General features: G+C 41.8%; 20 protein-coding genes. 14 read left to right on the top strand and 6 right to left on the bottom strand.

Going from position 1 to position 25,244, the window contains the following annotated elements; translation table 11 throughout:
- Window positions 1-13 precede the first annotated feature (13 nt).
- The 10 genes from cysG to THMIRH_RS07495 all read left to right on the top strand — a co-directional run bounded on the left by cysG (window position 14) and on the right by THMIRH_RS07495 (window position 13,926).
- Complete coding sequence (gene cysG / locus THMIRH_RS07540) at window positions 14-1,456, top strand: siroheme synthase CysG (protein ID WP_173291509.1); 1,443 nt, start codon at window positions 14-16, stop codon at window positions 1,454-1,456.
- Window positions 1,453-2,445, top strand: coding sequence for a glycosyl transferase family protein (locus tag THMIRH_RS07535; protein WP_173291508.1), 993 nt, complete (start codon window positions 1,453-1,455; stop codon window positions 2,443-2,445). Before cysG ends, THMIRH_RS07535 begins: the two co-directional genes overlap by 4 nt.
- A 5-nt stretch (window positions 2,446-2,450) precedes the next feature.
- Complete coding sequence (locus tag THMIRH_RS07530) at window positions 2,451-3,014, top strand: ANTAR domain-containing response regulator (protein ID WP_173292437.1); 564 nt, start codon at window positions 2,451-2,453, stop codon at window positions 3,012-3,014.
- A gap of 10 nt (window positions 3,015-3,024) precedes the next feature.
- Window positions 3,025-4,074 carry a CmpA/NrtA family ABC transporter substrate-binding protein gene (locus THMIRH_RS07525; RefSeq protein WP_173291507.1) on the top strand — a complete coding sequence of 350 codons (1,050 nt, stop codon included), beginning with the start codon at window positions 3,025-3,027 and terminating at the stop codon, window positions 4,072-4,074.
- Between the two features lie 645 nt (window positions 4,075-4,719).
- Window positions 4,720-6,111 (top strand): CmpA/NrtA family ABC transporter substrate-binding protein, encoded by a 1,392-nt coding sequence (locus THMIRH_RS07520; protein ID WP_173291506.1) that lies wholly within the window; start codon window positions 4,720-4,722, stop codon window positions 6,109-6,111.
- Window positions 6,112-6,173: 62 nt separating this feature from the next.
- Window positions 6,174-7,172: an ABC transporter permease gene (locus THMIRH_RS07515; protein ID WP_173291505.1), complete on the top strand. Its 999-nt coding sequence runs from the start codon at window positions 6,174-6,176 to the stop codon at window positions 7,170-7,172.
- A gap of 30 nt (window positions 7,173-7,202) precedes the next feature.
- Window positions 7,203-7,997 (top strand): ABC transporter ATP-binding protein, encoded by a 795-nt coding sequence (locus THMIRH_RS07510; RefSeq protein WP_173291504.1) that lies wholly within the window; start codon window positions 7,203-7,205, stop codon window positions 7,995-7,997.
- Between the two features lie 18 nt (window positions 7,998-8,015).
- The gene (locus THMIRH_RS07505) at window positions 8,016-9,257 is read left to right on the top strand and encodes a sensor domain-containing phosphodiesterase (protein WP_173291503.1); all 1,242 of its coding nucleotides are present in this window, start codon (window positions 8,016-8,018) and stop codon (window positions 9,255-9,257) included.
- Window positions 9,258-9,277: 20 nt separating this feature from the next.
- A complete protein-coding gene (locus THMIRH_RS07500; protein WP_173291502.1) occupies window positions 9,278-11,866 on the top strand; it encodes a methyl-accepting chemotaxis protein in 2,589 nt (862 codons plus the stop codon).
- Window positions 11,867-11,931: 65 nt separating this feature from the next.
- Window positions 11,932-13,926 (top strand): cache domain-containing protein, encoded by a 1,995-nt coding sequence (locus THMIRH_RS07495; RefSeq protein ID WP_173291501.1) that lies wholly within the window; start codon window positions 11,932-11,934, stop codon window positions 13,924-13,926.
- A 59-nt stretch (window positions 13,927-13,985) separates the two neighbouring features.
- Here THMIRH_RS07495 and THMIRH_RS07490 read toward each other — a convergent pair whose 3' ends face one another.
- From THMIRH_RS07490 to THMIRH_RS07465, 6 genes are all read right to left on the bottom strand, one after another.
- The gene (locus THMIRH_RS07490; RefSeq protein ID WP_173291500.1) at window positions 13,986-15,110 is read right to left on the bottom strand and encodes a YqcI/YcgG family protein; all 1,125 of its coding nucleotides are present in this window, start codon (window positions 15,108-15,110) and stop codon (window positions 13,986-13,988) included.
- Between the two features lie 136 nt (window positions 15,111-15,246).
- Window positions 15,247-15,648, bottom strand: a complete 402-nt coding sequence (locus THMIRH_RS07485; RefSeq protein WP_173291499.1) for an ectoine synthase — start codon at window positions 15,646-15,648, stop codon at window positions 15,247-15,249.
- 29 nt (window positions 15,649-15,677) lie between these two features.
- Complete coding sequence (gene ectB / locus THMIRH_RS07480) at window positions 15,678-16,934, bottom strand: diaminobutyrate--2-oxoglutarate transaminase (protein WP_173291498.1); 1,257 nt, start codon at window positions 16,932-16,934, stop codon at window positions 15,678-15,680.
- A 4-nt stretch (window positions 16,935-16,938) separates the two neighbouring features.
- Complete coding sequence (ectA, locus tag THMIRH_RS07475; protein ID WP_243831408.1) at window positions 16,939-17,403, bottom strand: diaminobutyrate acetyltransferase; 465 nt, start codon at window positions 17,401-17,403, stop codon at window positions 16,939-16,941.
- Between the two features lie 158 nt (window positions 17,404-17,561).
- Window positions 17,562-18,143: a pyridoxamine 5'-phosphate oxidase family protein gene (locus THMIRH_RS07470; protein ID WP_173291497.1), complete on the bottom strand. Its 582-nt coding sequence runs from the start codon at window positions 18,141-18,143 to the stop codon at window positions 17,562-17,564.
- The gene (locus THMIRH_RS07465) at window positions 18,136-19,533 is read right to left on the bottom strand and encodes a sodium/proline symporter (protein ID WP_173291496.1); all 1,398 of its coding nucleotides are present in this window, start codon (window positions 19,531-19,533) and stop codon (window positions 18,136-18,138) included. The genes THMIRH_RS07470 and THMIRH_RS07465 overlap by 8 nt, the downstream gene beginning before the upstream one ends.
- Before the next feature lie 413 nt (window positions 19,534-19,946).
- Between THMIRH_RS07465 and THMIRH_RS07460 the strand changes: the two genes are divergently transcribed.
- The 4 genes from THMIRH_RS07460 (at window position 19,947) to THMIRH_RS07445 (ending at window position 25,228) form a co-directional block, all read left to right on the top strand.
- Window positions 19,947-21,128 (top strand): MFS transporter, encoded by a 1,182-nt coding sequence (locus THMIRH_RS07460; RefSeq protein WP_243831407.1) that lies wholly within the window; start codon window positions 19,947-19,949, stop codon window positions 21,126-21,128.
- Window positions 21,129-21,333: 205 nt separating this feature from the next.
- Window positions 21,334-22,125, top strand: coding sequence for an HAD-IIB family hydrolase (locus tag THMIRH_RS07455; protein WP_173291494.1), 792 nt, complete (start codon window positions 21,334-21,336; stop codon window positions 22,123-22,125).
- 63 nt (window positions 22,126-22,188) lie between these two features.
- Window positions 22,189-23,403, top strand: coding sequence for a glycosyltransferase family protein (locus THMIRH_RS07450; RefSeq protein ID WP_173291493.1), 1,215 nt, complete (start codon window positions 22,189-22,191; stop codon window positions 23,401-23,403).
- 55 nt (window positions 23,404-23,458) lie between these two features.
- On the top strand, window positions 23,459-25,228 hold the full coding sequence (locus THMIRH_RS07445; protein WP_173291492.1) for a sugar phosphorylase: 1,770 nt from the start codon (window positions 23,459-23,461) through the stop codon (window positions 25,226-25,228).
- Window positions 25,229-25,244 lie beyond the last annotated feature (16 nt).

The raw sequence follows: 25,244 nt of genomic DNA, 5'->3' as shown, positions 1-25,244 counted from the left end.
AAAGAAGTTAGCTATGGATTATTTACCAATATTTATCAATATCAAAAATCAACCCTGTTTAATTGTGGGCGGCGGCGCGGTGGCAGCGCGTAAGGCAGATTTGTTTATCAAGTCGGGCGCCATAGTGACCGTGATTGCACCCAAGCTGGGCAATGAAATGAAGTTTCATTTATCGCATGGTCATATTGTGTGGCACATGGCAGAATTTGAAACTGAGTTAATTGCGGAGATGCCCAAACCCAAATTAGTGATTTGCGCCACCGATGATCAAGCGGTGAATCTGACGGTGTATCACACCTTTAAAGCCCTAGAAGTGCCAGTGAATGTCGCTGATCAAACCGAGTATTGTGATTTTATTTTACCTGCTATTATTGACCGTGCGCCCATGACCATAGCGGTTTCAACCGGTGGCCGTTCGCCGGTGTTAGCGCGTATTATGAAGGCCCGCTTGGAAATGTTGATTCCGCATGGGTTCAGCCGCTTAACCGAATTGGTGGGTGCTTATCGTCAAAAAGTGAAAGATGCGATTGCCGATTTAGATGGGCGTAAAGCCTTCTGGGAAGCGACACTGAGTGGACTGTTTATTGATAAGGTCGTGCATGGTTCGCAACAAGAAGCCGAACACATTTTGGATGAAGCGCTTGAACAGGTTAAAACGCAAGGCCAATCCATTCCGCAAGGTGAAGTTTATTTGATTGGCGCTGGTCCAGGTGACCCAGACCTAATGACCTTTAAAGGCTTGCGCTTATTGCAACAGGCCGATGTGGTGTTGTATGACCGTTTGGTCGCCCCCGAAATTATAGACATGGCGCGCCGTGAGGCAGAACGCATTTATGTTGGTAAAAAAGATAAATGGCATAAGCTACCGCAACAAGACATCAATCAATTAATGGTGGATTTAGCCAAAGAAGGTAAGCGGGTGGCTCGTTTAAAAGGTGGCGATCCTTATATTTTTGGACGCGGTGCCGAAGAAGCCGAATTGTTGGTTAAACATAAGGTGCCTTTTGAAGTGGTGCCTGGCATTACCGCTGCGGCAGGTTGTTCGGCTTATGCCGGTTTTCCGCTGACACATCGCGAGTTTTCGCAGTCGGTGGTGTTGGTCACTGGGCATCAGCAAGCCGGAGCCAAGGGTGTAGATTATGCCCGTTTGGCACAGTCAGGTGATACCATGGTGTTTTACATGGGCATCAAAAATGCCCCGCAAATTCAAGCCGGACTTTTGGAGCATGGTATGAACCCCAATACCCCTGCTGCGATTATTGAAAATGGGACGCGCGCAAACCAAAAGACCACGGTCACTACTTTGGGAGAATTGGCCATGACCATTGAAAAACAAACCATTAAGCCGCCTTCCTTGTTAGTGGTGGGCGAGGTGATTCGGGTGAGAGAACGCTTATTAAATCCGCAAGCCCTAAGCGAATCAGAAAAACAATTTTATGCACAGGAATCCGCATGAACACCCCTAATAAAGTGCCGTTTCAGTTTTATATTCAAACCATCGGGCGCGGTCAAAAGCGCCGCCGTAGCTTAACGCAAGCCGAAGCCAAAGCCGCCATGCAGCAAATTTTGCAAGGCAAGGTGACTGATATGCAGTTGGGTGCTTTTTTAATGTTGATACGCGTGCGAGAAGAAACCCCCGAAGAAGCGGCCGGTTTTGTGGAAGCCCTGCGAGAAGTGTTTGAAACGCCAGTACTGCCTTTTCAAGTGGATTTGGATTGGGGCAGTTATGCCGGTAAAAGACGGGTTTTGCCTTGGTATTTATTGGCATTACAGGTGTTGGCGCAACAAGGGTATAAGGTGTGTTTGCATGGCATCGTTGGCACCGATACTGGGCGTCTATATACCCAAGAAGTGGTTGAGTATTTAGATTGGCCGATTGCCAACTCTTTAACGCACGCAGGCGAACTCTTAACACAGCAAAATTTGGTCTATGTGCCTGCAGAAACTTTTGTGCCGCAGATTAAAGTCTTGATGGATCACCGCGCCGAGCTTGGATTGCGTTCGCCAGTGCATACAGTGGCCAGAATGCTCAACCCATTCAATGCCAAGGTTTCGGTGCATGGGGTTTTTCACAAAGGTTATGACGATTTACATCAAATCACCGCTACTTTACTCAACAGCAAAACACAAACCCTAGCGTTTTGTGGCGATGCCGGCGAAGCAGAAGTGCGTCCAGACAAACAAACCGACATCAAGGCCGCCAAAAACAACCAGGCCTGGTCATTTTTAATGCCCAAAACCTTTGAAAATGCCGATCCAACCTCAAAAGAAATGCAGCTGGATTTGCTAAAAGCGGTTTGGTTAGGGGAAGCTGAAAATGCTTTTGGGCAAGCGACGATTTTGCAAACCCTAGCCATGGTTTTGGTTGGCTTAGAAAACCTTACCCCTGAACGCGCTTTGTTAAAAGCGGAACAACTCTGGCAAGCTCGGGAGAAAACATCGTGAAAGTGATGTTAGTGGATAACGACTCGGCGCGTTCAGCGTTATTGAGTCAAGCCTTACAAGACCAAGGTTATCAAGTGGTTTCGCGCGTTGCGCCTGGCCCCAGTTTACTGGCGAAAATTGCCCAAGTCATGCCCGACATGATTGTGATAGATACGGATTGCCCTGATAGAGATATGTTAGAAAGTGTGTCTTTATTGAATAAACACAATCCTTTACCGGTGGTGATGTTTGCTGATGAAGAAAGCGAAGCGGTGATTCAACAAGCCATTCGTTCGGGGGTGAGTGGTTATATTTCAAGCCATGTTCAACCCGAACGCGTCAAAAGTATTATGAAAGTGGCGGTGGCCAGATTTCGCGAGTATCAAGCGCTCAAAGACGAGTTACAACAAACCAAATCGGAATTGGAAACCAGTCGCTTAATGCAAAAAGCCAAAGCCTTGCTGATGAAGCATAAAAAAGCCACAGAAGACGAGGCGCATAAAGCCATTATGAAAATGTCCATGGATCAAAATAAGCCAGTCAGTGAAGTGGCTCAAAATATTATCCAAGTATTGGATATGCAGTTGTAAAGGGATGATGATGTCAGAGAAGATAAAAATCGGATTTACGGCCTTAACCGACAGTGCGCCCCTTGTGGTTGCCAAAGAGTTAGGGTTTTTTGCCAATTTAGGGTTGGATGTTGAACTTTGCAAAGAAGTGTCTTGGTCTAATATTCGCGACAAATTGGTGTTTGGTGAATACCAAGCTGCGCACCTGCTTGCGCCCATGCTTATGTCTTGCACTTTAGGGTTAGGGGGACTAAAAAAACCGCTCTGTACGGCCTATTCTTTTGGGTTAAATGGCAATGCCATCAGTGTTTCTAATTCAGTATTTGCCGAGCTAGAAGCGGTTGCAGATAATTTAATGGATGCCCCTGAACAAACCGCCCGTGCTTTGGCTCAAGTGATTCAACAGCGTGTGGCGGCTGGCTTACCTAAATTGCGTTTTGCAGTGGTGTTTCCCTATTCGATGCATTATTACTTGTTAAATCACTGGTTGGTCAGTGGTGGCATTGCTTTAGAGCAGGTCGAAATTATGGTAGTGCCGCCGGCACGGGTTGTGCAAGCCCTGGCAGAAGATGTGATTGATGGCTATTGTGTGGGCGAGCCTTGGAATAGCCATGCCGCTATAGGAGGGGTGGGGGTGACCTTAATCACGGGTTATGAAATTTGGAACAACGCTCCCGAAAAAGTCTTGGGCGTTACTCAAGAATGGGCTGAAATCCATACTGAAGAGCACGCCAAATTGGTGCAAGCCCTCTATCAAGCCAGTGCTTGGATTGATAAGGCTGAAAATCATCCACAGTTAATGACATTTTTGTCTATGCCCGAGTATGTCGGGGTGCCGCAAACGGCATTGGAATATGCGTTTGCTGGAAAAGTCTGTCACCCAACCAGTCAAACCTGTCGTTTGGTGCCTGAGTTTGCAAAACCCTATAAAGATCACGCCAATCTCCCCAAAATTCAAGACGCATTATGGATACTCACCCAAATGCAAACGCTAGGGCAAATAACAGAAACCGTTTCTATAGAACATCTAGCCACAGAAGTTTATCGTCCCGATTTAACCCAAACATTTCTAAAAATTTAAATCAAAAGGCCTCGCCCCTATTGGATTGAAATACGGGGCGCAGGCTTTAGCCTGCAAAGTTTTGCGATGATGCCAAAAGGAAGGCTAAAGCCTTCGCCCCAAATCCTGCAAAACTATGGGGCGCAGACTTTAGTCTGCTAAGTTTTGCGATGATGCCAAAAGGAAGGCTAAAGCCTTCACCCCGATTGAATTGAAATATGGGGCGCAGACTTGAGTCTGCTCAGTTGCGCGATTCTGTCAAAAAAGAAGGCTAAAGCCTTCGCCTCAAATCCTGCAAAACTGTGGGGTGTAGACTTTAGTCTGCTAATAGGTTTGATTTATTCCATTATTTTAAAGCCCGCTCTGTCGGGTTTTTTATTGCCTATTATTTTTCTTTTTGGTGCATCCATGTTTTATTTGGTGTGATTGTGGGGTTTCTGTCGGTGCTTTTTAATTAATGAAAAATCTTAAATTATTGAAATATATGGCTATATTAGAGTTGGCTTATTAACTGTTTTATTGTAAGTAGATAGATTGAGTGTTGATGCTCTGATGAACCTTCTTACTTTTAAAGAGGTTTCACTGAGCATCCCCTTAAAAGGAAGTCAGATGGTTCATTAGGGAACAATGCCGATTTTGATTTTTTTACTTTAAAGGGGTTTACTCATGAAAACATCATCTTCTCGTCGTACTTTTCTTAAGAAATCTGTTCTAGCAGTTTCAGCAGCCTTAGCTTTATCTTCAGGTATTTATAGCACTTCAGCCATGGCGCTGGGCGAACCTGAAAAACCTGATTTGAAATTCGGCTTTATTAAACTTACCGATATGGCGCCTCTTGCGATTGCCTATGAAAAAGGCTTTTTTGAAGACGAAGGTCTTTATGTGCAACTCGAAGCCCAGGCTAACTGGAAAGTATTATTAGACCGAGTGATTGATGGTCAGTTAGATGGCGCGCATATGTTAGCGGGTCAGCCAATTGCCGCGACGATTGGCTATGGGACTAAGGCTAATGTTATTACACCTTTATCGATGGATTTAAATGGTAATGCCATTACGGTTTCTAATAAAACTTGGGAAGCGATGAAACCTCATGTTGAGATGGAAGGGGGTAAGCCCAAGCATCCTATCAGCGCGGCGGCTTTGAAGCCGGTGGTTCAGCAATATAAAAATGAAGGCAAGCCTTTTAAAATGGGAATGGTTTTCCCGGTATCTACGCACAACTATGAATTGCGTTATTGGTTAGCAGCAGGTGGTTTAAAGCCAGGGTTTTATGCACCAGAAAAAGGCAACACCGCCGGAACCTTGGATGCTGATGTGTTGTTATCGGTCACGCCACCACCTCAAATGCCTGCCACCATGGAAGCTGGAACGATTGAAGGTTATTGCGTTGGTGAGCCTTGGAACCAACAAGCCGTATTTAAAGGCATAGGTGTGCCAGTGATTTCGGATAACTCGATTCAAACCAACAACCCAGAAAAAGTATTTGGCTTGCGTGAAGATTTTTATACCCAGTACCCCAATACGACAATTCGTGTGGTGAAAGCCATGATTCGTGCGGCGAAATGGTTGGATGAAGAGAACAACAAAAATCGCCCAGAAGCGGTGAAAATTTTGTCTAAACCCAATTTTGTGGGGGCAGATTACAAAGTTATCGCTAACTCTATGACAGGTACTTTTGAATATGAAAAGGGCGATAAGCGTTCAGAGCCAGACTTTAATGTGTTCTTCCGTTATAACGCCACCTATCCTTATTATTCAGATGCCATTTGGTATATGACGCAAATGCGTCGTTGGGGGCAAATTTCTGAGTACAAGCCCGACAGTTGGTATACCGATATGGCGAAAAAAGTTTACCGTCCAGACATTTATAAAATGGCCGTGGCAGAGTTGATTAAAGATGGCGTGATGCAAAAATCGGAGTTTGCTGAAGTCATGACAACAGACGGTTTCCGTGGTGTGCAAAATGATTTTATGGATGGCATTCCTTACGATGGCTCTAAGCCAAACGCCTATATTGATAGTTTAAAAATTGGTTTGAAAGGTCAAGACAAGCTGTAATTTTTTTTCAAACCCTTTAGCCCTGTTGAGTCAGGGCTTTTCACGATACAAAGGTGAAGCGTATGAATCCTTTAAAGTGGGCGTTTATTGAGCCCTTTTACAAATTAGCCATCGGTGAAGACCGCAGAGGTCAGCTAAATACCATTGTAAAAATGATTGGCTTACCGATTTCAGGCATTTTAATTTTTTTAATGGTTTGGCAGGGTGCGGCTTCGCACATTAATACCTCGTTGGGGCAGTTTCCTGGTCCTGTGCAAACTTATGAGCAGTTTGTTTCATTACAAGATGAAGCCAAAGCCGCTGCTCTTAAAGAAGAGAAGTTTTATCAGCGTCAAGAAGAGCGTAATGCCAAAAAGTTAGAAAAAGATCCGAGTGCGGATGTCACCATTCGTGACTATGTGGGGCCGCCAACTTTTTTTGATCAAATTGGTCGCAGTTTAATTACGGTGATGAGTGGATTTATTTTGGCATCTTTAATTGCCGTGCCGATTGGCATAGTGATTGGTTTGAGTGCCAATGCTTATTCGGCGGTGAATCCGTTAATTCAAATTTTTAAACCGGTTTCGCCTTTGGCTTGGTTGCCTTTGGTCACTATGGTGGTGTCGGCGGTATATGTCACAGACGACCCTGCATTTGATAAGGCGTTTTTAAACTCGATGTTTACCGTGTTGTTGTGTTGTTTATGGCCAACCATTATCAATACCGCGGCGGGTGTGGCTACGGTGACGCAAGATTTAAAAAATGTCAGCAAGGTGCTTAATTTAAGCTGGTGGACACATGTGCGCAAGATTGTATTGCCTTGCTCTATTCCAATGATGTTTACCGGTTTGCGTATTTCTTTAGGGATTGCTTGGATGGTGTTAATTGCCGCAGAAATGTTGGCACAGAACCCAGGCCTGGGCAAATTTGTGTGGGACGAGTTCCAAAATGGCAGCTCTAATTCGCTCGGTCGAATTATGGTAGCGGTGATTGTGATTGGTATCGTCGGTTTCTTTTTAGACAGAGGCATGTTGATGATTCAACGCTGGGTGTCTTGGGATAAATCGGTCGCGTTGCGTTAAGAACGGCTAATCAAAATTTTGGAGAATCCTATGTCAGAAGTACATTTAGAATTAACGAATGTGGGGATAGAGTTCCCCACGCCTAAAGGCCCGTTTAGAGCCTTACAAGATGTCAATTTAAAAATAGAGCAGGGTGAGTTTATCTCTTTGATAGGTCACTCGGGCTGCGGTAAATCAACGGTTTTAAATATTGTTGCGGGCTTGTATGAAGCCACAGAAGGCGGCGTTTTATTGGATGGTCGCGAAGTGAATGCGCCTGGTCCAGAAAGAGCGGTGGTGTTTCAAAACCATTCATTATTGCCTTGGCTTTCTGCATACGAAAATGTGGAATTGGCGGTAGATCAGGTGTTTAAAAAAACCAAAACGGCCGCAGAGAAAAAAGAATGGATTGAGCATAACCTCAAGTTGGTGCACATGGATCATGCCATGCACAAACGCCCAGATGAAATTTCGGGTGGGATGAAACAGCGTGTGGGGATTGCCCGAGCGTTGGCCATGCAGCCAGAAGTCATGTTGATGGATGAGCCGTTTGGTGCGTTAGATGCCTTAACCCGCGCGCATTTACAAGATTCATTAATGGAAATTCAAAAGGAATTGAACAACACCGTGATTATGATTACCCATGATGTTGATGAGGCAGTGTTATTGTCGGATCGAATTGTCATGATGACCAATGGGCCAGCAGCCACGATTGGTGAAATCTTAAAAGTGGAATTACCCCATCCGCGCGACCGTTTGGCTTTAGCGGATGACCCTACTTATAACCATTATCGTTCTGAAGTGTTGCGTTTTTTATATGAAAAACAACGCAAAGTAGAACACTGATTGCTATAGGAAAACAAAGTGCAATTGTTTAAAAAATCGCCTTTTCAACAGGAAAAGAAACACACGATGCAGCTTAAAGATAAAACGCTCTATTCAGTTTTTCAGCCAATCTATAGCTTTTCCAATCAGTCCTGTATTGGGGCGGAGGTTTTGGTGCGAGGAACACATCCTGTAACGGGCTTTCAAGTGCCAGTTGCAGAGTGTTTGGAGATACCAGAAGATTTTAATGCGTCCGATTATTTTTATCAGTTGAATGCGATGCACTTAAACAATTGGATAGACCATAAAGTGCCTAATGCATGGTTGTTTATCAATATCGAAATTGCCTCCATAAAAAGACTTGAAGATTTATGTTTAGAGTCTTTAGTGCGTGAGATGACCATTCATGGTCGAGAAATTGTGGTTGAGGTGGTGGAAAGTGAAATTCGTGATGAGATTTTGTTTAAAGAAATCATAACGCAATTAAGAGCAATCGGGTGTTTGATTGCGCTGGATGACTTTGGTGCGGGGCATTCTAATGTTGACCGAATTTGGAAAGTAGAGCCTGATATTGTCAAACTTGACCGCGGAGTTTTGGTAGAAGCCACCAAAAGTTTGCGCAGTCAAAATACCTTGCGCAACTTGGTTCGTTTGATAAAGCAGTCTGGCAGCGTGTGTTTATTAGAAGGCATTGAAACGCAAGATCAAGCCTTATTGGCGATGGATGTTGGGGTAGATTTGGTGCAGGGTTTTTATTTTGCGCGTCCTAACGCTTTGCTTGAACAAGTGCCTAAAGGCGAAGCTTGCATTCGTGAAGTGACGGAACAGTATCCGGCTTATTTGGCGGAACAAAAGTTTGTTAAAAATATCCAGCAAAAAGGTTACGAAACCTTATACGAAAATTTAGACAGCTGTTTGACGCTGCAAGATTTAGAAGAAGCCATGCAAGAGCGGGTATCTTTAAGTTTTGTGAAGCGTTTTTTCATTTTGAATGAACGAGGTTATCAAGTCAGTGAAGAAAATTTAAAGGAAAACCTAGATAGCCGAATTGAATTTATGGGCAAAGGCAAGGGCTTGTGTTGGAAAAATCGCCGCTATTTTGTACAAGCCAAAACTTACCCAGAACAATTGTATGTTTCAGAGCCATATCGTTCTTTGATTGATATGCAACTTTGTTTAACACTCTCCAAATCCATGACCCTAGAAGGTCAATTATATGTGCTGTGTTTTGATGTGTTTTATCACGACAAATCCGCAGCAACGGTACAGATTTCTATTTGAATAAGGCCAATGGGGGCATCATGAGCGATTTTGAAAAAGACATTTCACGATTAGGAACCATCGTTTCTAAAACGGATTTAAAAGGCACTATTCTTGAAGTGAATGATGCTTTTGTAGATGCCAGTGGTTATTTAAAAGAAGAACTCATTGGTCAGCCGCATAATATTTTGCGCCATCCTGATGTACCTAAAGCCGTGTTTAAAGATATGTGGGCCACTTTGCAATCGGGCAAACCTTGGGTGCAAATTGTTAAAAATCGCTGTAAAGATGGTCAGTATTATTGGGTAGAAGCCAATGTTACGCCTATTTTAGAAAATGGCAAAATCATTGGGTTTTTGTCGGTTAGACGCGCCATTTCAGAAGAAACCAAAGCCGCTGCTGCCAAGTTATACAAAGAGATTCATCGCGGCAATAAGCAAATTACCAATGGTTATGTGTTAGATCCGTTGCAAAGAATGTGTTTATTCAATCGTTTTCACCCCATTAATTTAATGGTGATGATGATTGGCGTGATGGGATTATTGTTAATCTTAGCGGGATTTGATGTCTTTACCTTGCACGGTGGCTGGGCATTATTATTGGGCTTAGGGTTTTTGGCATTTTCATTGGCGGGCAGAACCTATGCCTTCAAGCGTTTAGGACGCGCTAAAGTTGTCATGGATATGATGCGCGAGGGCAACTTTACCGGGCAAGTTGATTTTTATGGTGACCATTCTCTCAGTCGTTTGATTGCGGCGGTGAAAATGATGCAAGTTCAACTCGGTGCTATGGTTGACGAAGCCAAAAATCAACTAGAGCGCACCACGCGCTTGCGCTCGGCATTACACAGTGCCTCGGCGAATATGATGATGATTAATAAACGCGGGCGAGTTTTATATTTAAACCAACAAATGCAAAAATTCTTAAATGCGCATCGCGCTCATCTTAAAACGATTTCAAAAGGCTTTGACGAAACCCAACTAGTGGGTCGTCCCATCAGTGAAGTCTTCAGTCAGCCTGTGTTTGCCGATATGGAACATGCCCAAGAGTCCGAAGTGGTTTTAGGGGAGTTAATTATTCACTTAAAAATTCAACCCGTTTTTAATGATGCTCAACAACAAATTGGTTCGGTGATTGAGTGGGTGGATTTAACCCAACAAAGAAAAATTGAAAATAATCTTAAAGATACTTTAGAAATGGCGGCTTTAGGACACACCAATTTGTCGATTAATACCACAGGTTTGTCCGGCTTTTTTCTCGATACCTCCAATCACATCAACTCATTGCTGATTGAGCTTAACAGCATTATTGAAAACATGGTGATGGTAATGACCAATCTAGCCACCGGTGATTTGAGAGGGCGAGTAGAGAAAGATTTACAAGGCTCTCTGGCAGCCATGAAAGGTGCCACCAATGTGTCGCTGGATAATTTGAGTGGTATTGTACTTTATATCAAACGCGCCACAGAAACTGTGAGTAGCGCGGCTAAAGAATCTTCGGCAGCGGCCTTAGATTTGTCTGACAGAACCCAACAAGCTGCCGCCACTTTAGAGCAAATTAACGCCTCTATGCAAATGGTGCATGGTTTGCAAAAAGAAAATGCGGCAGAACTGATCTCAGTGAATGACATGGCTAATCAAGCCATGGGTGAAAATGCCACGGCAAAAAGTGCATTAGAAGCCACTGTGTCTGCCATTGAAGATATTCAACAAACCTCAGAAAAAATCTCAAATATTATCTCTTTGATTGATGGCATTGCCTTTCAAACCAATTTACTCGCGCTAAATGCCGCGGTAGAAGCGGCGCGCGCAGGGGATCATGGGCGTGGCTTTGCCGTGGTTGCTGGAGAAGTCAGAAGTCTGGCGCAAAAATCAGCCACTGCCGCACAAGAAATTAAATTATTGATTGATGAGTCGGTCAGTAAGGTGCAACAAGGGGTTAGCAAAGTACAAGAAACCAATCAGGCTTTTGAAATCGTGAATGAAAAAGTCACTTCTATGGGAACTGCCTTAGATAAGGTGGTTTTATCGATTAAAGAGCAGCAGCATTCCGTCACAGAAGTTGCCACGGCAATAGGTCACCTAGACAGTAATATTCAAAGTAATGCCGCCTTGGTTGAAGAAACCTCGTCTGCGGCAGAATCTCTAAAAGAGCAGGCAATTTTATTAGGCAAAGAAACCAGCAAGTTCCTGATTGATGAGCAAATGGCTCACGCTTTAATTCAAAATTCGTCCGAATTTTATGGCGTTAATTTGTCTGATGTTCGTCAAAGTATGCGTATTTGGCGAACCAACGCCCAGTCTTTTTTAAACGGGGTTAATGTTCAGATAGATGTTGAAAAAGCCATCAATCCAGATTTATGTAATGTTGGCGTTGCTCTGGAAAAAATTGCTCAAGCTGCCCCCAGTATTCAAAGCTCAAGTGAGTTTAAAAAGACGGTTGATTTGCATCTTAGACAGCATCGGTTAGTCAAGCAGGTCATTGACTTGATGCAAACCCAAAAAGAGTCTGAATCCAACGGCGTGAATGTTGCCTTAATGAAAGAAAAAGATGCCTTGTTAGATGAGTTTGTACTAGTGACTCAACAGCTTGACCAAGCCCTGTCCCGTTTAGAAGCGATAGAGCATTAATTGCAAAAGTTGAAATGATTGTGGCTTTTAATTAGGAAAGTAAGTAAACCAGGGAAACCAAACTCATGTTAGATAACCTTCCACAAATGACCAAGTTTATTCCTAAAATTCGTCAGTACGATGACGATTTAGAAAAGCAAAACCTTTGGTGGACAGTGGTTGCCATGGTCGGTAAAGTGAATAATCAAGACATGGATGGTCAGCTACTAGAATCCATTACCGAAACCCAAGCCCAGTTTGAAAAGCTCCGTGCCAATTTAATTGAGAACATGGTGCAACGCTATTTGGATAAAGTGAGCGTTAGCCTAAAACTGAAATCACAAGCCTTTATCAATACCCTCAATCGAAACTTGTTTGAAAGAACCGCGGATGTCGGATTTTTAGCCATAGATGATGATATTGTTGGCTTTTTAGAGGCGGAAGATTTTTCTAAAGAAAAATTGTTTCACCTACAAGAACGCCTAACTTCCTATGTTCTGAAGTACAGCGTTTATGATGATGTGGCCATTCTGAGTCCAACTGGAAAGGTATTGGTGCGTGAGGATAAAGAAATTGCGCCGATACAATCTCATAACGATATTTGGTCAAAGGTGGTTACGCATGATGGCTATATTGAATACGATAAGCCGCTCGATATTTTTCCTAAACAAAGTTTGCCCTTAAGCTATTTGCAACGTATCTGCAATCGCCAGGGCAAGGTGGTAGGGATTTTATGTTTAAGTTTTAAGTTTGTAGATGAGTTAACGCAACTCAGCGATACTTTAAGCCATTCAGCAGAAAGTGAGCCATCGTCAGAAAACTTTTTGTTATGTGATCAAGCCAAAAACATAATGTTTGCCAAGCATTCGACAGAAATGGGTAAGTCTCTACCCGCGTTAAAGTCCAATCAATTAGAAATAGTGTCTTTCAGTGGCCGACAATATTTTGCTTATGTTACAGAGGCAGAGGGTTATCAAGGTTTTAAAGGGCTGCCCTGGCAAAGTGTTGTTTTACACCCGCTAGATGTAGCCTTTAAAAGTGATGCTGCAGAACATCATTTTGAGTTGAATGAAACCTCTGCGTTATTCCCCCATGATTTAAATGAACTGAATCTTGAAATTAATACGGCCTTGTTGATCGTTGTCTTGAATGGCAAAATCATTTCCCTTAAAAATAAGGTCAAAGCGTTTTTACCAGTGTTGGACTCCTTTCAGGAAATTGGTGAACAAATCCGCCAAATCTTTGCGACTTCCATAGAACATATTTACCAAGTTACCCATCAAACCCTAGCCGCCGAGGTTTCTTTTTTAGCCAAACTGGCCATGGATATTATGGACAGAAACTTGTATGAGCGGGCAAATGACTGCCGTTGGTGGTCGGTCAATCCAAATTTTAGACGCTTACTTAGCCTTGAAGAACCGCTGACGCATCAGCAAAGGAATGAGTTGACGGATGTCTTAAAAGCCATTAACGAACTCTATACCGTTTATGAAAATATTATTATTTTTGATAAAAATGCAGATGTGGTGGCGATGTCTGATTCCAAAAATCAGAAGATGCTCGGTTCAAACATCGGTCATTTATCGGGGGTAAAAGCGGCGCTCAAATTGCAAACCCCGATTGATTACCGTGTTTCAGCGTTTGAAAAAACCCCTCTTTATCAAAATAAACCTACCTATATTTATTATGCGTCGATTGCCAAACCGATTTCATCAAGATATGAAAATGTTGGCGGGGTAGGCGTGGTGTTTAATGCAGAGCCAGAGTTTAAAGCCATTTTAGAAGATTTTTTACCCAAAGATGTGAATGGGCAAAGTATTCCCGGCGCATTCGCCGCTTTTGTAGATGATCATGCTCAAGTGATTTCAATCACCGAAAACCCCATGAATTTTGAAGTGGGTTCTCATTTACAATTAGGGTTCAATCTAAGTGCATTACGCTCAGACAATGGTACTTTTGAAGTAGAGATTAACCACATCAACTATCTGGTGGGTTATCAGCTTTCTCAAGGTTATCGTGAATATAAAATTACCGACAGTTATGAAAATAAAGTCATCGCACTGATATTTTCACAAAGTTAAGGCTTTGAAAAATATGCTATATTTAGAAAACCGTTCATATTATGCGTTTACACTCAAATTTAAACCAAGTATTGCCACCAATTGACCGCTGGGTCGGTGGCTTGCATGGGACGAATATAGCGTTGAACTTCTAATTCTTTGCCTTGGTTGTCATAAGCCATGTCGTTGCGGGTAAAATTTTGCAGGATGCGTTCTCTAGATTGTTGTTCTTTACCATCGGTTAAGCCCGGATGTTTTCTTAAAACAAAATCAGGTTGAAAGAAAAAATAAGTATGGTTAAATCCATAAGGATTTCTGGGGTGCTTAAGCGGATAACAGGTCCCAAAAGCGGTTAAAAACATCGGTTCATTTGCCCAGGTAAATTTCCAACCTGGCTCGGTAATGTTATTTTTTAAACAAGCCGATTGTGCGGGGTCGACTTGGTTCATTGCCTGAAAAAACTGCGCAACGGTTTGTGACAAGGTTTCTAGCGATGCGCTATAACTGGCCGGAAATCGCACAGCAAATCCTTTAAATCCCTCTTTTTTAGCAAGACTCATAAATCTGAAAAAGTCTTGGCTAAACCCTTCAACATTACTTTGAAAAGACAAGGTTTCATCCCATTCGTTTGCTCCCCAATATTTGCCAGTAGGCGCAAAAATGCATTGGGTTTCATCGACAGCTTTCATAAACTCCAAATGGGTTGCTGAGAAAGCAGGTTCGTAAATAAGCTCGTCTCGGCTAAAAGGGATTAAGAGTGATAAGGCTTTTTGCCAATGGGTTTCTAAGTCTAGGAGTTGTGGTTTGAAGTGCAAGGCAAAAATGGCAAATAATTGATTTGTGCAGCTTTGCACGCTGACAAGATTATTTTCTGGTAAATGGGCTTGAACAGAAATATGTTGATAAAAACCGAGGGTGTTTTGAAGTGCCTTTAAATGTTTTGGCAATTGCTCAAGGGAATAGCTTTGTGCCATTTCAGGTTTTTCGATTTGGTTGAGCAAACGCTCTGAAAAAGCATAATAACGATAAGCCGTTTGTAAGATTACAAAACTTAAACAGGCTTGGGTATTGGGCAATGCTAAGTTTGATTTGAGGATAAAGTCTATTAACTCAATCGTTTTTTGATCGTTCAGCTGGGTATGGGTGTCTGTTGCAAAAGTTAACGCGCGGCGTTGACCTAAAGTGAATTGTTTGAGTAAATTCATGGCGTGCTACTCTTTAAAGTCGGTAAATCGATAAAACTTCTTTAGGTTAAACCTATGGATGTGCATGATGAGCGATGTGCGAATCTTTACATGACAAATATTGAAAAGATTCGCTGATGAAAGGTTGTTGATGGTGTTAGTCCGCTTCAGGATGTGGCGCATAAGCCCCATCTTTATCATGAACTTCTTGACCGGTAACAGGCGGGTTAAATACGCAAACCATGCGCATATCACAGCCCTTATTGGCACTGAGAATATGAGCATCATTTTCGTTGAGGGCATAAACCGTTCCAGGTCGAATATCGTGCACTTTGCCATCTTTTTTTTCTAAAATTTGTCCTTCACCTTCTATGCAATAAACCGCCTCAAAGTGGTGTTTATACCAAAGGTGTAGGTCTTCACCCTTTTTAATAATGGTGTCATGCAATGAAAATCCCATGCCATCTTTGGCCAGCAAAAGTCGTCTGCTGTTCCATTGTTGGGTATCAACATCTGACTCTGACCCTATAATGTCATCATATAAGTTTCTAACAATCATGAAATTTCCTTTGCAAATTTTAGGGAGTTTTAAGCCGCAATTGATTCTTGAATGGCTTGATTTAAAATCTCATAGCCTTCATTAATTAAGTCTTCAGAGATGATTAGAGGGCCTAAAAATTTGATGACTTGACCTTCTGAACCGGCTGTTTCTATGACAAGCCCAAGTTCAAATGACTTAGAGCAAATATGAGATACCAATTCTGGGTCTTTAAACTCAACTCCCCAAATCATGCCGTATCCGCGAACCTCTTTGACCAGTTCAGGGTAAGTGTTTTTAATGGTTTGCATTTGTTGTTCGACTAAGCGTGATTTTTTCTTAATTTCATCCGAAAATGCAGCATCTTTCCAATAGGTAGATATGGCTTTTTCTGACGCAACAAAGGCAAGGTTATTACCGCGAAAAGTTCCAGAATGTTCGCCGGGTAGCCATTGATCTAATTCTCTTTTCATAAGTAGCAGTGACATGGGTTGTCCAGCACCGATTGACTTAGAAAGGGTAACTATGTCTGGCGTAATACCTGAGCGCTCAAAACTGAAAAAGTCCCCAGAGCGTCCATTGCCTGTTTGAATATCGTCAACAATCAACAAAATATCAAAATCGTCGCAAATGGCGCGTAATTCCTGAAGCCATTCATTCGAGGCAACATTAATACCACCTTCGGCTTGAATGGTTTCTAAAATAATGGCCGCCGGCAAATCTTGTCCTGAAGACGCATCGTCTAAAATTTTTCGCAGATACGCCATGGTGTTGACTTCAGCCCCCATATATTTATGGAAAGGCACTTGAGTGGTGTAGGCAGGAACACCATAGTTATCATCATGATAATAACGATTGCCTGTCACACTTAAAGCCCCCATTGACATGCCATGAAAGCCATTGGTAAAACTTATCACTTGTTTACGCTTTTTAACTTTTCGAGCTATTTTTAAAGCAGTTTCAACAGCATTTGTGCCTGTTGGTCCAACAAATTGCAGTTTGTAGTCTAGTTTTCTAGGAATTAAAATGTTGTCTACAAAGGTTTGCATAAAGTCTTTTTTAGCAGTTGTTCCCATGTCTAGTGCATGTTGCACACCATCATTTTGAAGATGTTCAATCATGGCTTCATTAATCAGTGGGTTGTTGTGGCCGTAGTTTAAAGCGCCAGCACCGGCAAAAAAGTCTATGTAGCGTTTACCTTGTTCATCCCAGATTTCAGCGCCTTTTGCTCGGCTAAAAATGGTTGGGAATGAGCGAATATATCCGCGCACTTCTGATTCATATTGGTCAAAAATAGATAGAGGCATGTGGTTAATCCTTTTGGCTTTGTAAGCATTTAATAAGTGGCGTTGCTTGTGCAGACTTGAGGGTATATAAGTCTTCAGCTTCATGAGTGTCTTGACCAAAAATACTTGAATCAAGAAAAGAGGTAACAGTGATGTCACAGTTAAAATGTTGAGCCATTTTTCTAAAAACAGCTTGAGACGATAAATTTGACGGACTGATAGTGGTAGTGATGGTGTCAATGTTTGCTAAGTGTGGGCGCATTATCAAATGATTGAGCAGTTGTTTCGCTAAACCTTGGCCGCGCATTTCTTCAGCAACTGCAACTTGCCAAATAAAAAGATTATTGGCTTCATCGGGACGAATATAGGCAGAAATAAAGCCTACAATTTTATTGTTTTGTTTGGCAAGAATACAAGTATCTGCAAAGTGGCTGGCTTGTAAAAAATACAAGTAAGACGAATTTAAATCTAAGGGTGGGCAGGATTTCACTAGGTGGTAAATCGCAAGTCCATCAGATAATTCTGGTGCAGAAAAAACAACATTGTTTGTCTGTGAGAATGTAATTGTAAAACCTTTAAAGCGTTGTAAAGCGAGCTAATTATAAGTATTTATTCTAAAATATCAAGTTAAGATTATGAATATTAAACTTATTTATCTTTATTTTGTAAATTGTAAATTATTTGGTCGTTAATTATTTTGTAAATGCTGGGCCACTCCTTTGCCTTAATATAGGGCGATTTGCGCCATAATTGAGCAAGCTTAAGTGCCGATGAACATTGAAAATATAAGGTGTGGAGCTGAAATTGAATAACGATTTTTGGCTGAGTATCAAAATGACAAAAAAGTGCTTCATTATCCGTTTTGTCGAATATTTTGGCAGTCCCTTTTAGGCGTAAAGTTTCTTCGATGCCAGGTGCGAAACATAAAATGCCCATTTCTTGATCACTTGAGAGAAGGATGTTTTTTAAGGTATCGAGGCGATGATTCCCCGCATATTCGGGGAGTAATAAGGTTGAATCATTCAAAACCTTTATAAATCCAGCTTTCCCACCTCTTGGCGATGTATCAACATGACCTTGAGGGTTAATGGTGCTATAGACAGCCATTGAACACAGGCTTAAAAAATGCCGCGTGTGAGGGTCTAACTTTTGTACCACCTTATCTAAAACCAAGGGCTTAGGTTGTGGAAATAAGGCTGTTAGGTTTTCAAGGGTCGTAATCTCAGTCATGTTTGATGCGTTTTATTTGAAATTGCCCGATAAAATAAACCAATAATCCACTCATAACCCCTAAAGCTACGGCATAAATCAGGGCTGAATTGTCTGAGTGTTTCCAAAACAAATAGCCGATTGGGCCTGATATGATCATCATTAAGGCAAGTTTTTCGGTAATGGGTTTGTTGAAGGCGTAGATTAAAATTAACGGCACAAAAGCCGAACTTAATATTCCCCAAGCGTATAAAACCAAGGTGAAAACCGTATCATTATTGCTTAATGCCATGAGTGTAGCGCAGACTAAGATTGATAATGTAATCAGTTTGGTTGTGATGAGATTGAACTTTTTATGCGGTAATAAATCTTTGGTGATGGCAGCGGAGCACGCCAAAATTAAAGAGTCAGCCGTTGACATGGTTGCAGCAAACATGGCGGCTAAAACCATGCCGACCAAAAACTCTGGCAAGAGTTGATTGGCCATAGTTGGAAGCGCCAGTTCGGCATCAAAACCTGCAGATTCGGGAATTGCTAGGCGGGTTAATAGCCCAACGCCAATCGTGGCTAAGAAAGCAATTAAAAACCAAAAATAATAATAAAGTCGCATTTTATTAACATTTTCAACCTTATCTAAAGTCATGAACCGAATAACAATATGAGGTTGCCCCAAAACGCCTAAGCCTCCAAAGACCCAGCCAGAAAAGAATAATAGCCATTCAAAATAGGTGCCTGAAAACCAATTCATGTAAGTTTCAGAAACGAGTTGTAGCTTTGCAAGGGTGTTGGTTATGCCACCAAAATGATGGGTGCCAACCCAAAGTAGCAATAACATGCCAGATATCATCACAATAGATTGGGCAACATCTGTCCAAATAGAGGCTCTAAGTCCGCCGACAAAACTATAGGCCAAAATAATCATTGCACTGATGACTATGCCACTTGAAGCCGACCAATCCAGCATAGTTTCCGTTGCTTTACTACCAGCTTTTAGCTGTGCTGCCGCGTAAACAACCAGAAAAATAAGGGTTAAAAACCCGGCAAGCACTCTAATTTTCTTAAAGTTTTTGCCTTGCCAACTTGCCAAAAGTTCGCCATAAGATTGAATATTTTTTTGATGACCGATGATTTGTATTTTTTTAACGGCAATAAAGTTGGCAATAAAATCGCCCAGAATCCAGCCTAGGGCAAGCCAAATGGCTGAAAGCCCTGATGTATAGGTCATGCCAATCATGCCAATAAACATAAAGCCACTGTTATTCGTGGCTATTGCAGATAAACCGACCAGGGCAGGAGAGATTGAGCGGCCAGCAAGAAGATAGTCTTCGGTGGTTTTCTGGCTAGAAAAGTAGGAGGCTAACCCTATGAATAAAAAGAGAATTAAAAAACTTAAAAATGTAATAACTAACAAAAACTAACCCATAATTTTAATTAAAAAATTTAACAATGGATTTTCATTATACGGATTATGAGCGGTAGGTCTGGAAAGTTATGGTTTTTTTGCAGCCATTAGCTCATGCCGCAGATTATAAAGTTGCCTCGGTTGAGAATAAAAATGTCAGGTAAAAAGTTTTCAGGGATTCAAAAAAAATGGAGGCTTTAAATGGCGTATTCGGCGTTTATGAAGATTTTAGGCATTTCAATAACTGCTTTTATCTGGCTTGTGCCTATGTTTAAATTAAAAAAGTTATTTGTGAATAAGCCACTGAATTAGAGTGTTTTGTATAAAGTTTGGAGTGTCATTTGTTTTTTAAAAGGGCTTTGCTGCCTATTTCTTCTTTGTTTTTTTCAATCGCGTTACTGGCCACGGGTTATGGATTGTTAATGACTTTTATTGGCGTATTCTTAAAGCAGGAAGGCCTCAGTTCGGGTGTGATAGGTTTAATCAATGCCGCCTTTTTTCTAGGGGCGATGTTGTCGGCCGTTTTCAGTCAAAAACTCATTGTGACGGTCGGGCATGCCCGAAGTTTTTCCGCGTTTTCGGCCATTATGGTCATCACTTTTTTGGGTCACGCACTCTGGTTTGATCCCTGGTTTTGGGGTGTTCTCAGATTGTTTTCGGGTTTTGCGTTTTATTCTATGCTCATCGTGTTAGAAAGCTGGCTGAATGAAAAAAGTGCAACAGAAGATCGTGGCAAAATTTTAGCCATTTACACCATAGTGTTTTTCTTGGCATTGGCTTTGGGACAATTGCTATTAATGTTTGCAATGTCTTCTAACACGATTTTTATTTTAGGTTCTATTTTGGTGCTTTGGTCTTTGGTGTTAGTGGCCATCACTCGAGTGATTCAGCCTGTTTTAAAGCCTTTTGAACGCTACAGTATGCCTAAGTTGCTATCGATTGCACCGTTGGCTTTAGTGGGCAGTTTTATAGGCGGGGTGTTTGTAGGCTCTTTTTACACTATGATGCCACTGTATATTTTAGGGGTGTTTGAGCAAACGAATGTGGTTTCGGTTTTTATGGCTTTGACCATTTTAGGCGGTCTGGTTGCTCAATTGCCCGTTGGGATTTTATCCGATCGTTTTGGCCGCAGAAGACTCTTGGCTTGGGCAGGCTTTTTTAGTGCGGGTGTATTACTGCTTATGTTGTTTTTACCGCAAATCTGGCACGATAGTTTGGTCATTTTGTATGGTTTAGGATTCTTATTGGGCATGAGTTTATTTAGTATTTACCCTTTAAGTGTCGCAAGAGCCAATGATGTTTTTGATGAAAACAGAGACATCATAGAAATCAGTCGTAGCCTGTTGTTTTCTTATGGCGTAGGGTCCTTTTTTGCGCCCTTATTATTGGGGTTTGTTTTAGGGTTTTCGGTGGATTTCTTTTTTGTCGTATTAACAGGCTTTGCTTTAATGTTGGGCGGCTATGCTCTGATGAATGAGCGAATTCCTGATGAAAACTTAAATATATATGTGGCTATTCCGGCAGCGTCTGCACAGATGTTAGCTGAAATGGATCCGCGGCAAGATGATGATTGGGTTCAAGAAAAACGCCCAAATAGTGATTAAACGATTACTTGAAATTGCGAGTTTATTTTGTTTAAAAAGCATCCAAATTTAACCAGGCCTGGTTAAATTTGGTGCAATTTTTGCATTTTAAATGCTGAAAAAGTTTAACTAATGTCAATAACCTTATGAATGTAATGTAAATATAGTTATTGGTTTATCTTTAGCTTTAAAAGCCTTATGTAGTTTATAAGGTTGGTGCGCAAAGATGTCCAAGTTAATTATATTTACCGATTTAGATGGAACCTTGTTAAATCATCATACTTATGATTACGCTGCAGTCTGTCCAATTTTGGCGCGCTTAAAAGCGGCCAATATTCCTGTTATTTTAAATTCTAGCAAAACCCTAGCTGAGCTTGAGGCTTGGCAGTCTAAATTATCACTTCCTTTACCTCTAATTGCCGAAAATGGTGGTGTTTTGCAAGTGCTTAATAATACAGGCACTGGTGTAAATAAAATTCTCATTGGTCAGCCCTACGCTGAAATTCGTTCTTATATCAAACATTTGCGTAAGCATTATCATTGGCAGTTTGAAGGTTTTGGGGACTGGACGGTTTCAGAAGTGATGGGGCACACCGGTCTACATTCTAATGATGCTGTGCTGGCGATGGAGCGAGAAGTGACCGAGCCGATTTTATGGCAAGATTCGCCCGAAAACTTAGAATTGTTTAAGCAGGCTTTAGCGGCGGAACATTTGGTGTTAAAGCAAGGCGGGCGCTTTTATCATGTGATGGGTAATCACGATAAAGCTGATGCAATGCACTTTTTAGTCAATAAAGAATACTTTTCATGTGGTCAGCATTGTCAAACCATTGCTTTGGGTGACAGTGAAAATGACTTATCTATGCTTAATTATGCCGATTTTGCAGTGGTTTTACCCAATGCGAGTGGTCGTGTGTTAGAAGTGTCTAATGCCATCTATGCTTCAGATCCCGCGCCTATGGGCTGGGTGAATGCGGTTGAATCCTTATTATTTTCTGCTAACGCCAAGGCAGGTTAATTTATTTTTTTTAAATTGGTGAATCACCTGAAACCATCAAGACGCAAACTCAAGGGGGAGTAAATGAGTGATTTTTTTCAAAATGGCAATGTTACAACTTTTCATAATATTACGGATAGACCCGTTGAAGAGTTAGAAAAAGAGTTAATTAAATTTGGTCAAAAAAAGCCGTTGGGTTTAATTTTACCCTCGTTATTCAGTGAGTTAGAAGCGCCAGCTTTGGCCAATATTGTTGAAGAGCTCAAAAAAGTGCCTTATCTCACGCAAATCGTGATAGGGCTTGATAGAGCAGATGCCAAACAGTTTGCTTATGCCAAAGAGTATTTCTCGGGCCTTCCGCAAGACTTCAAAATTATTTGGAATGATGGGCCTAGAATGCAGGCCATTACTGAAAAACTGAGAGAAATGGATTTAGCGCCAAAGGAGCGCGGCAAAGGCAGTAATGTTTGGAATTGTTTTGGCTATTTATTGGCTTCAGACAAAGTCGAAGCGGTGGCCTTACACGATTGTGATGTGATTACCTATGACCGCAGTTTATTGGCACGGTTGATTTATCCGGTGGCACATCCCACTTTTAATTTTGTGTTTGCCAAGGGTTTTTATCCGCGTTATGCCGATGGCAAACTGAATGGTAGGGCCTCAAGATTATTGGTGACACCCTTATTGCGCGCTTTGAAAGGGGTGGTTGGGCAAGATACGCTCTTGAGTTATTTAGACAGTTTTCGTTACCCCTTAGCCGGTGAATTTGCGATGGATGTGCAGTGTTTACAAGACATTCGCATCCCCTCGGATTGGGGGCTTGAAATAGGCGTGATGTCTGAGGTTTTGCGTAACTACTCTAATCGCCGAGTTTGCCAAGTGGATATTGCTGATGTGTATGACCACAAACACCAAGATGTGTCGTTTGACAACAAACAAGCCGGCCTGTCGCGTATGAGCCAAGACATCGCGAAGTCCTTGTATCGCAAGTTAGCGGTGCGCGGGCATGAGTTTTCGCCAGCAACCTTAAGAACCATTAGAGCGCAATATTATCGTACCGCATTGGATCAACTAGAGTCTTATGCGTTTGATGCGGAGATGAATGGCTTAAAGTTGGATTTGCACGCCGAGGAGCAGGTGATTGAATTGTTTGCTCAAAACATTTTAGAAGCGGGTCAAGATTTTATGGATAACCCAGGGGAGATTCCATTTATGGCGAATTGGAATCGAGTGGTCAGTGCTTGTCCAGACATTTTGGCTCAAATCCAAGAAGCGGTAGAGTTGGATAATCAGCCTTAAAAGCCCGCTCAATTTTAGACAGGTTGTAAGCCGCCTAAAAGTGTAGGAAAGAACGATGAATGATGCGCTATTTGAACAAATAAAATCTCGATTAATCACTATTTATGGTAAGGGCGATGGCGTTCGGGTTTATACTGACCTAGTGGGTTTTTTATTGCCAAAAATAGCGCAAAATATGCATCGACAATCGAAGTGGTCACATGAAGATGTTATGCTGATTACCTACGGAGATACTTTTTTACAAGAAGGTCAAAAACCGCTCGAAACCCTAAAAGATTTCTTAGACAAATACATTAAAAATGCCATCAATAATGTGCATATTTTGCCATTTTTCCCTTATAGTTCAGATGATGGGTTTTCGGTGATTGATTTTACCCAAGTCAATCCAGATTTGGGCGATTGGCCAGACATAGAGTCCATAGGGCAAGACTACAAGCTCATGTTTGACTTGGTTATTAACCACATCTCGCGTGAAAGTTTGTGGTTTACGGATTACAAAGCCAATTTGGCGCCCTATAACGAGTTTTTTATTGAAATGGAAGGTGACGAAGATGTTTCTCAAGTCACGCGCCCCCGTAATACGCCTTTGTTAGTGCCGGCTTATACCCATCGTGGTCGAAAAATGGTGTGGGCAACTTTCAGTGCAGACCAGATAGATTTAAACTTTAAAAATCCGCAAGTGCTGCTCAAAATGCTAGAAGTTTTGGTGCTCTATCTGCAGAAAGGTGTCAAAACCATCCGTTTGGATGCAATTGCTTTTTTATGGAAAACATTGGGCACCACTTGTATTCACTTGCCGCAAACTCACGAAGTGGTTAAGCTGATTCGCGATGTGATGGAATTGGTAAATCCTAATACCATTTTATTGACCGAAACCAATGTGCCGCACAAAGAAAATTTGTCGTATTTTGGCGAACAAGATGAAGCACATATGGTGTATCAATTTGCTTTAGCGCCGTTAATTTTGCATGCATTACATCGTGGGGATGGACAATACTTAACCGATTGGGCACTTAAATTAGCCCCACCACCACCAGGGTGCAGTTTTTTAAACTTTACCGCCTCGCATGATGGGATAGGGGTGCGACCAGTAGAAGGCATTTTACCGCCCCGAGAAATTGAGGATTTGGTCACCAGTATGCATCGCTTGGGTGGATTTGTGTCTATGAAGGCAAATCCCGATGGCACAGAAAGCCCTTATGAATTAAATATTGCATTATTCAGCGCCTTTAGAGAAACTCATAGCTCAAATGGACCGGATCAATGGCAAGTAGAACGATTTATTTGTTCACAAACGATTATGATGTCTTTACAAGGCATACCCGCATTTTATATTCACAGTTTAATCGCTACGCCTAATGATAAAGAGGGTGTTGAAAAAACTGGGCGCACCCGATCGATTAATCGCCGTCGTTGGGATTATGATTACTTGCAGGCTTTAATTGAAAGTGGCCGAACATCGAATGCTGAAGTTCTGAAAAGACTGATTAATATATTACAAAGACGCAAAAAACATTTGGCATTCCACCCAGATACACCGCAACAGGTATTGGATTTGGGGGCAGATTTTTTTGCCTTGTGGCGTGATGGTCCCAATTTACGGTTTCCGTTGCTGACAATTCACAATTTAACGCCGGATATTAAATTGCTCAATATTGCTCAAATCGTCGGCATTGAACGATTCAGTTATTGGATTAATTTATTAGACAACCAGGGTGTCAGCAGTGCCGAAGAAAAGCTGGTGGTACAACCTTATCAATCTTTATGGCTAATGCCAGAAAGCGTTGATGGGGTGTCTGCCTTATGGGCACCCATGACTGATTAACAACAACCGTTTTTGA

Origin of the sequence: Thiosulfativibrio zosterae, assembly GCF_011398155.1 — a bacterium.
GTDB lineage: Bacteria > Pseudomonadota > Gammaproteobacteria > Thiomicrospirales > Thiomicrospiraceae > Thiosulfativibrio > Thiosulfativibrio zosterae.
Note: the sequence above shows the minus strand (reverse complement) of the source record. Positions and strands in the feature narration are given on the sequence as shown.

Excerpts from the sequence above, each read along its gene's own strand:
- cysG (WP_173291509.1), top strand. The coding sequence starts at position 14 with ATGGATTATTTACCAATATTTATCAATATCAAAAATCAACCCTGTTTA.
- THMIRH_RS07535 (WP_173291508.1), top strand. The coding sequence starts at position 1,453 with ATGAACACCCCTAATAAAGTGCCGTTTCAGTTTTATATTCAAACCATC.
- THMIRH_RS07530 (WP_173292437.1), top strand. The coding sequence starts at position 2,451 with ATGTTAGTGGATAACGACTCGGCGCGTTCAGCGTTATTGAGTCAAGCC.
- THMIRH_RS07525 (WP_173291507.1), top strand. The coding sequence starts at position 3,025 with ATGTCAGAGAAGATAAAAATCGGATTTACGGCCTTAACCGACAGTGCG.
- THMIRH_RS07520 (WP_173291506.1), top strand. The coding sequence starts at position 4,720 with ATGAAAACATCATCTTCTCGTCGTACTTTTCTTAAGAAATCTGTTCTA.
- THMIRH_RS07515 (WP_173291505.1), top strand. The coding sequence starts at position 6,174 with ATGAATCCTTTAAAGTGGGCGTTTATTGAGCCCTTTTACAAATTAGCC.
- THMIRH_RS07510 (WP_173291504.1), top strand. The coding sequence starts at position 7,203 with ATGTCAGAAGTACATTTAGAATTAACGAATGTGGGGATAGAGTTCCCC.
- THMIRH_RS07500 (WP_173291502.1), top strand. The coding sequence starts at position 9,278 with ATGAGCGATTTTGAAAAAGACATTTCACGATTAGGAACCATCGTTTCT.
- THMIRH_RS07495 (WP_173291501.1), top strand. The coding sequence starts at position 11,932 with ATGTTAGATAACCTTCCACAAATGACCAAGTTTATTCCTAAAATTCGT.
- THMIRH_RS07490 (WP_173291500.1), bottom strand. The coding sequence starts at position 15,110 with ATGAATTTACTCAAACAATTCACTTTAGGTCAACGCCGCGCGTTAACT.
- THMIRH_RS07485 (WP_173291499.1), bottom strand. The coding sequence starts at position 15,648 with ATGATTGTTAGAAACTTATATGATGACATTATAGGGTCAGAGTCAGAT.
- ectB (WP_173291498.1), bottom strand. The coding sequence starts at position 16,934 with ATGCCTCTATCTATTTTTGACCAATATGAATCAGAAGTGCGCGGATAT.
- THMIRH_RS07470 (WP_173291497.1), bottom strand. The coding sequence starts at position 18,143 with ATGACTGAGATTACGACCCTTGAAAACCTAACAGCCTTATTTCCACAA.
- THMIRH_RS07460 (WP_243831407.1), top strand. The coding sequence starts at position 19,947 with ATGACTTTTATTGGCGTATTCTTAAAGCAGGAAGGCCTCAGTTCGGGT.
- THMIRH_RS07455 (WP_173291494.1), top strand. The coding sequence starts at position 21,334 with ATGTCCAAGTTAATTATATTTACCGATTTAGATGGAACCTTGTTAAAT.
- THMIRH_RS07450 (WP_173291493.1), top strand. The coding sequence starts at position 22,189 with ATGAGTGATTTTTTTCAAAATGGCAATGTTACAACTTTTCATAATATT.
- THMIRH_RS07445 (WP_173291492.1), top strand. The coding sequence starts at position 23,459 with ATGAATGATGCGCTATTTGAACAAATAAAATCTCGATTAATCACTATT.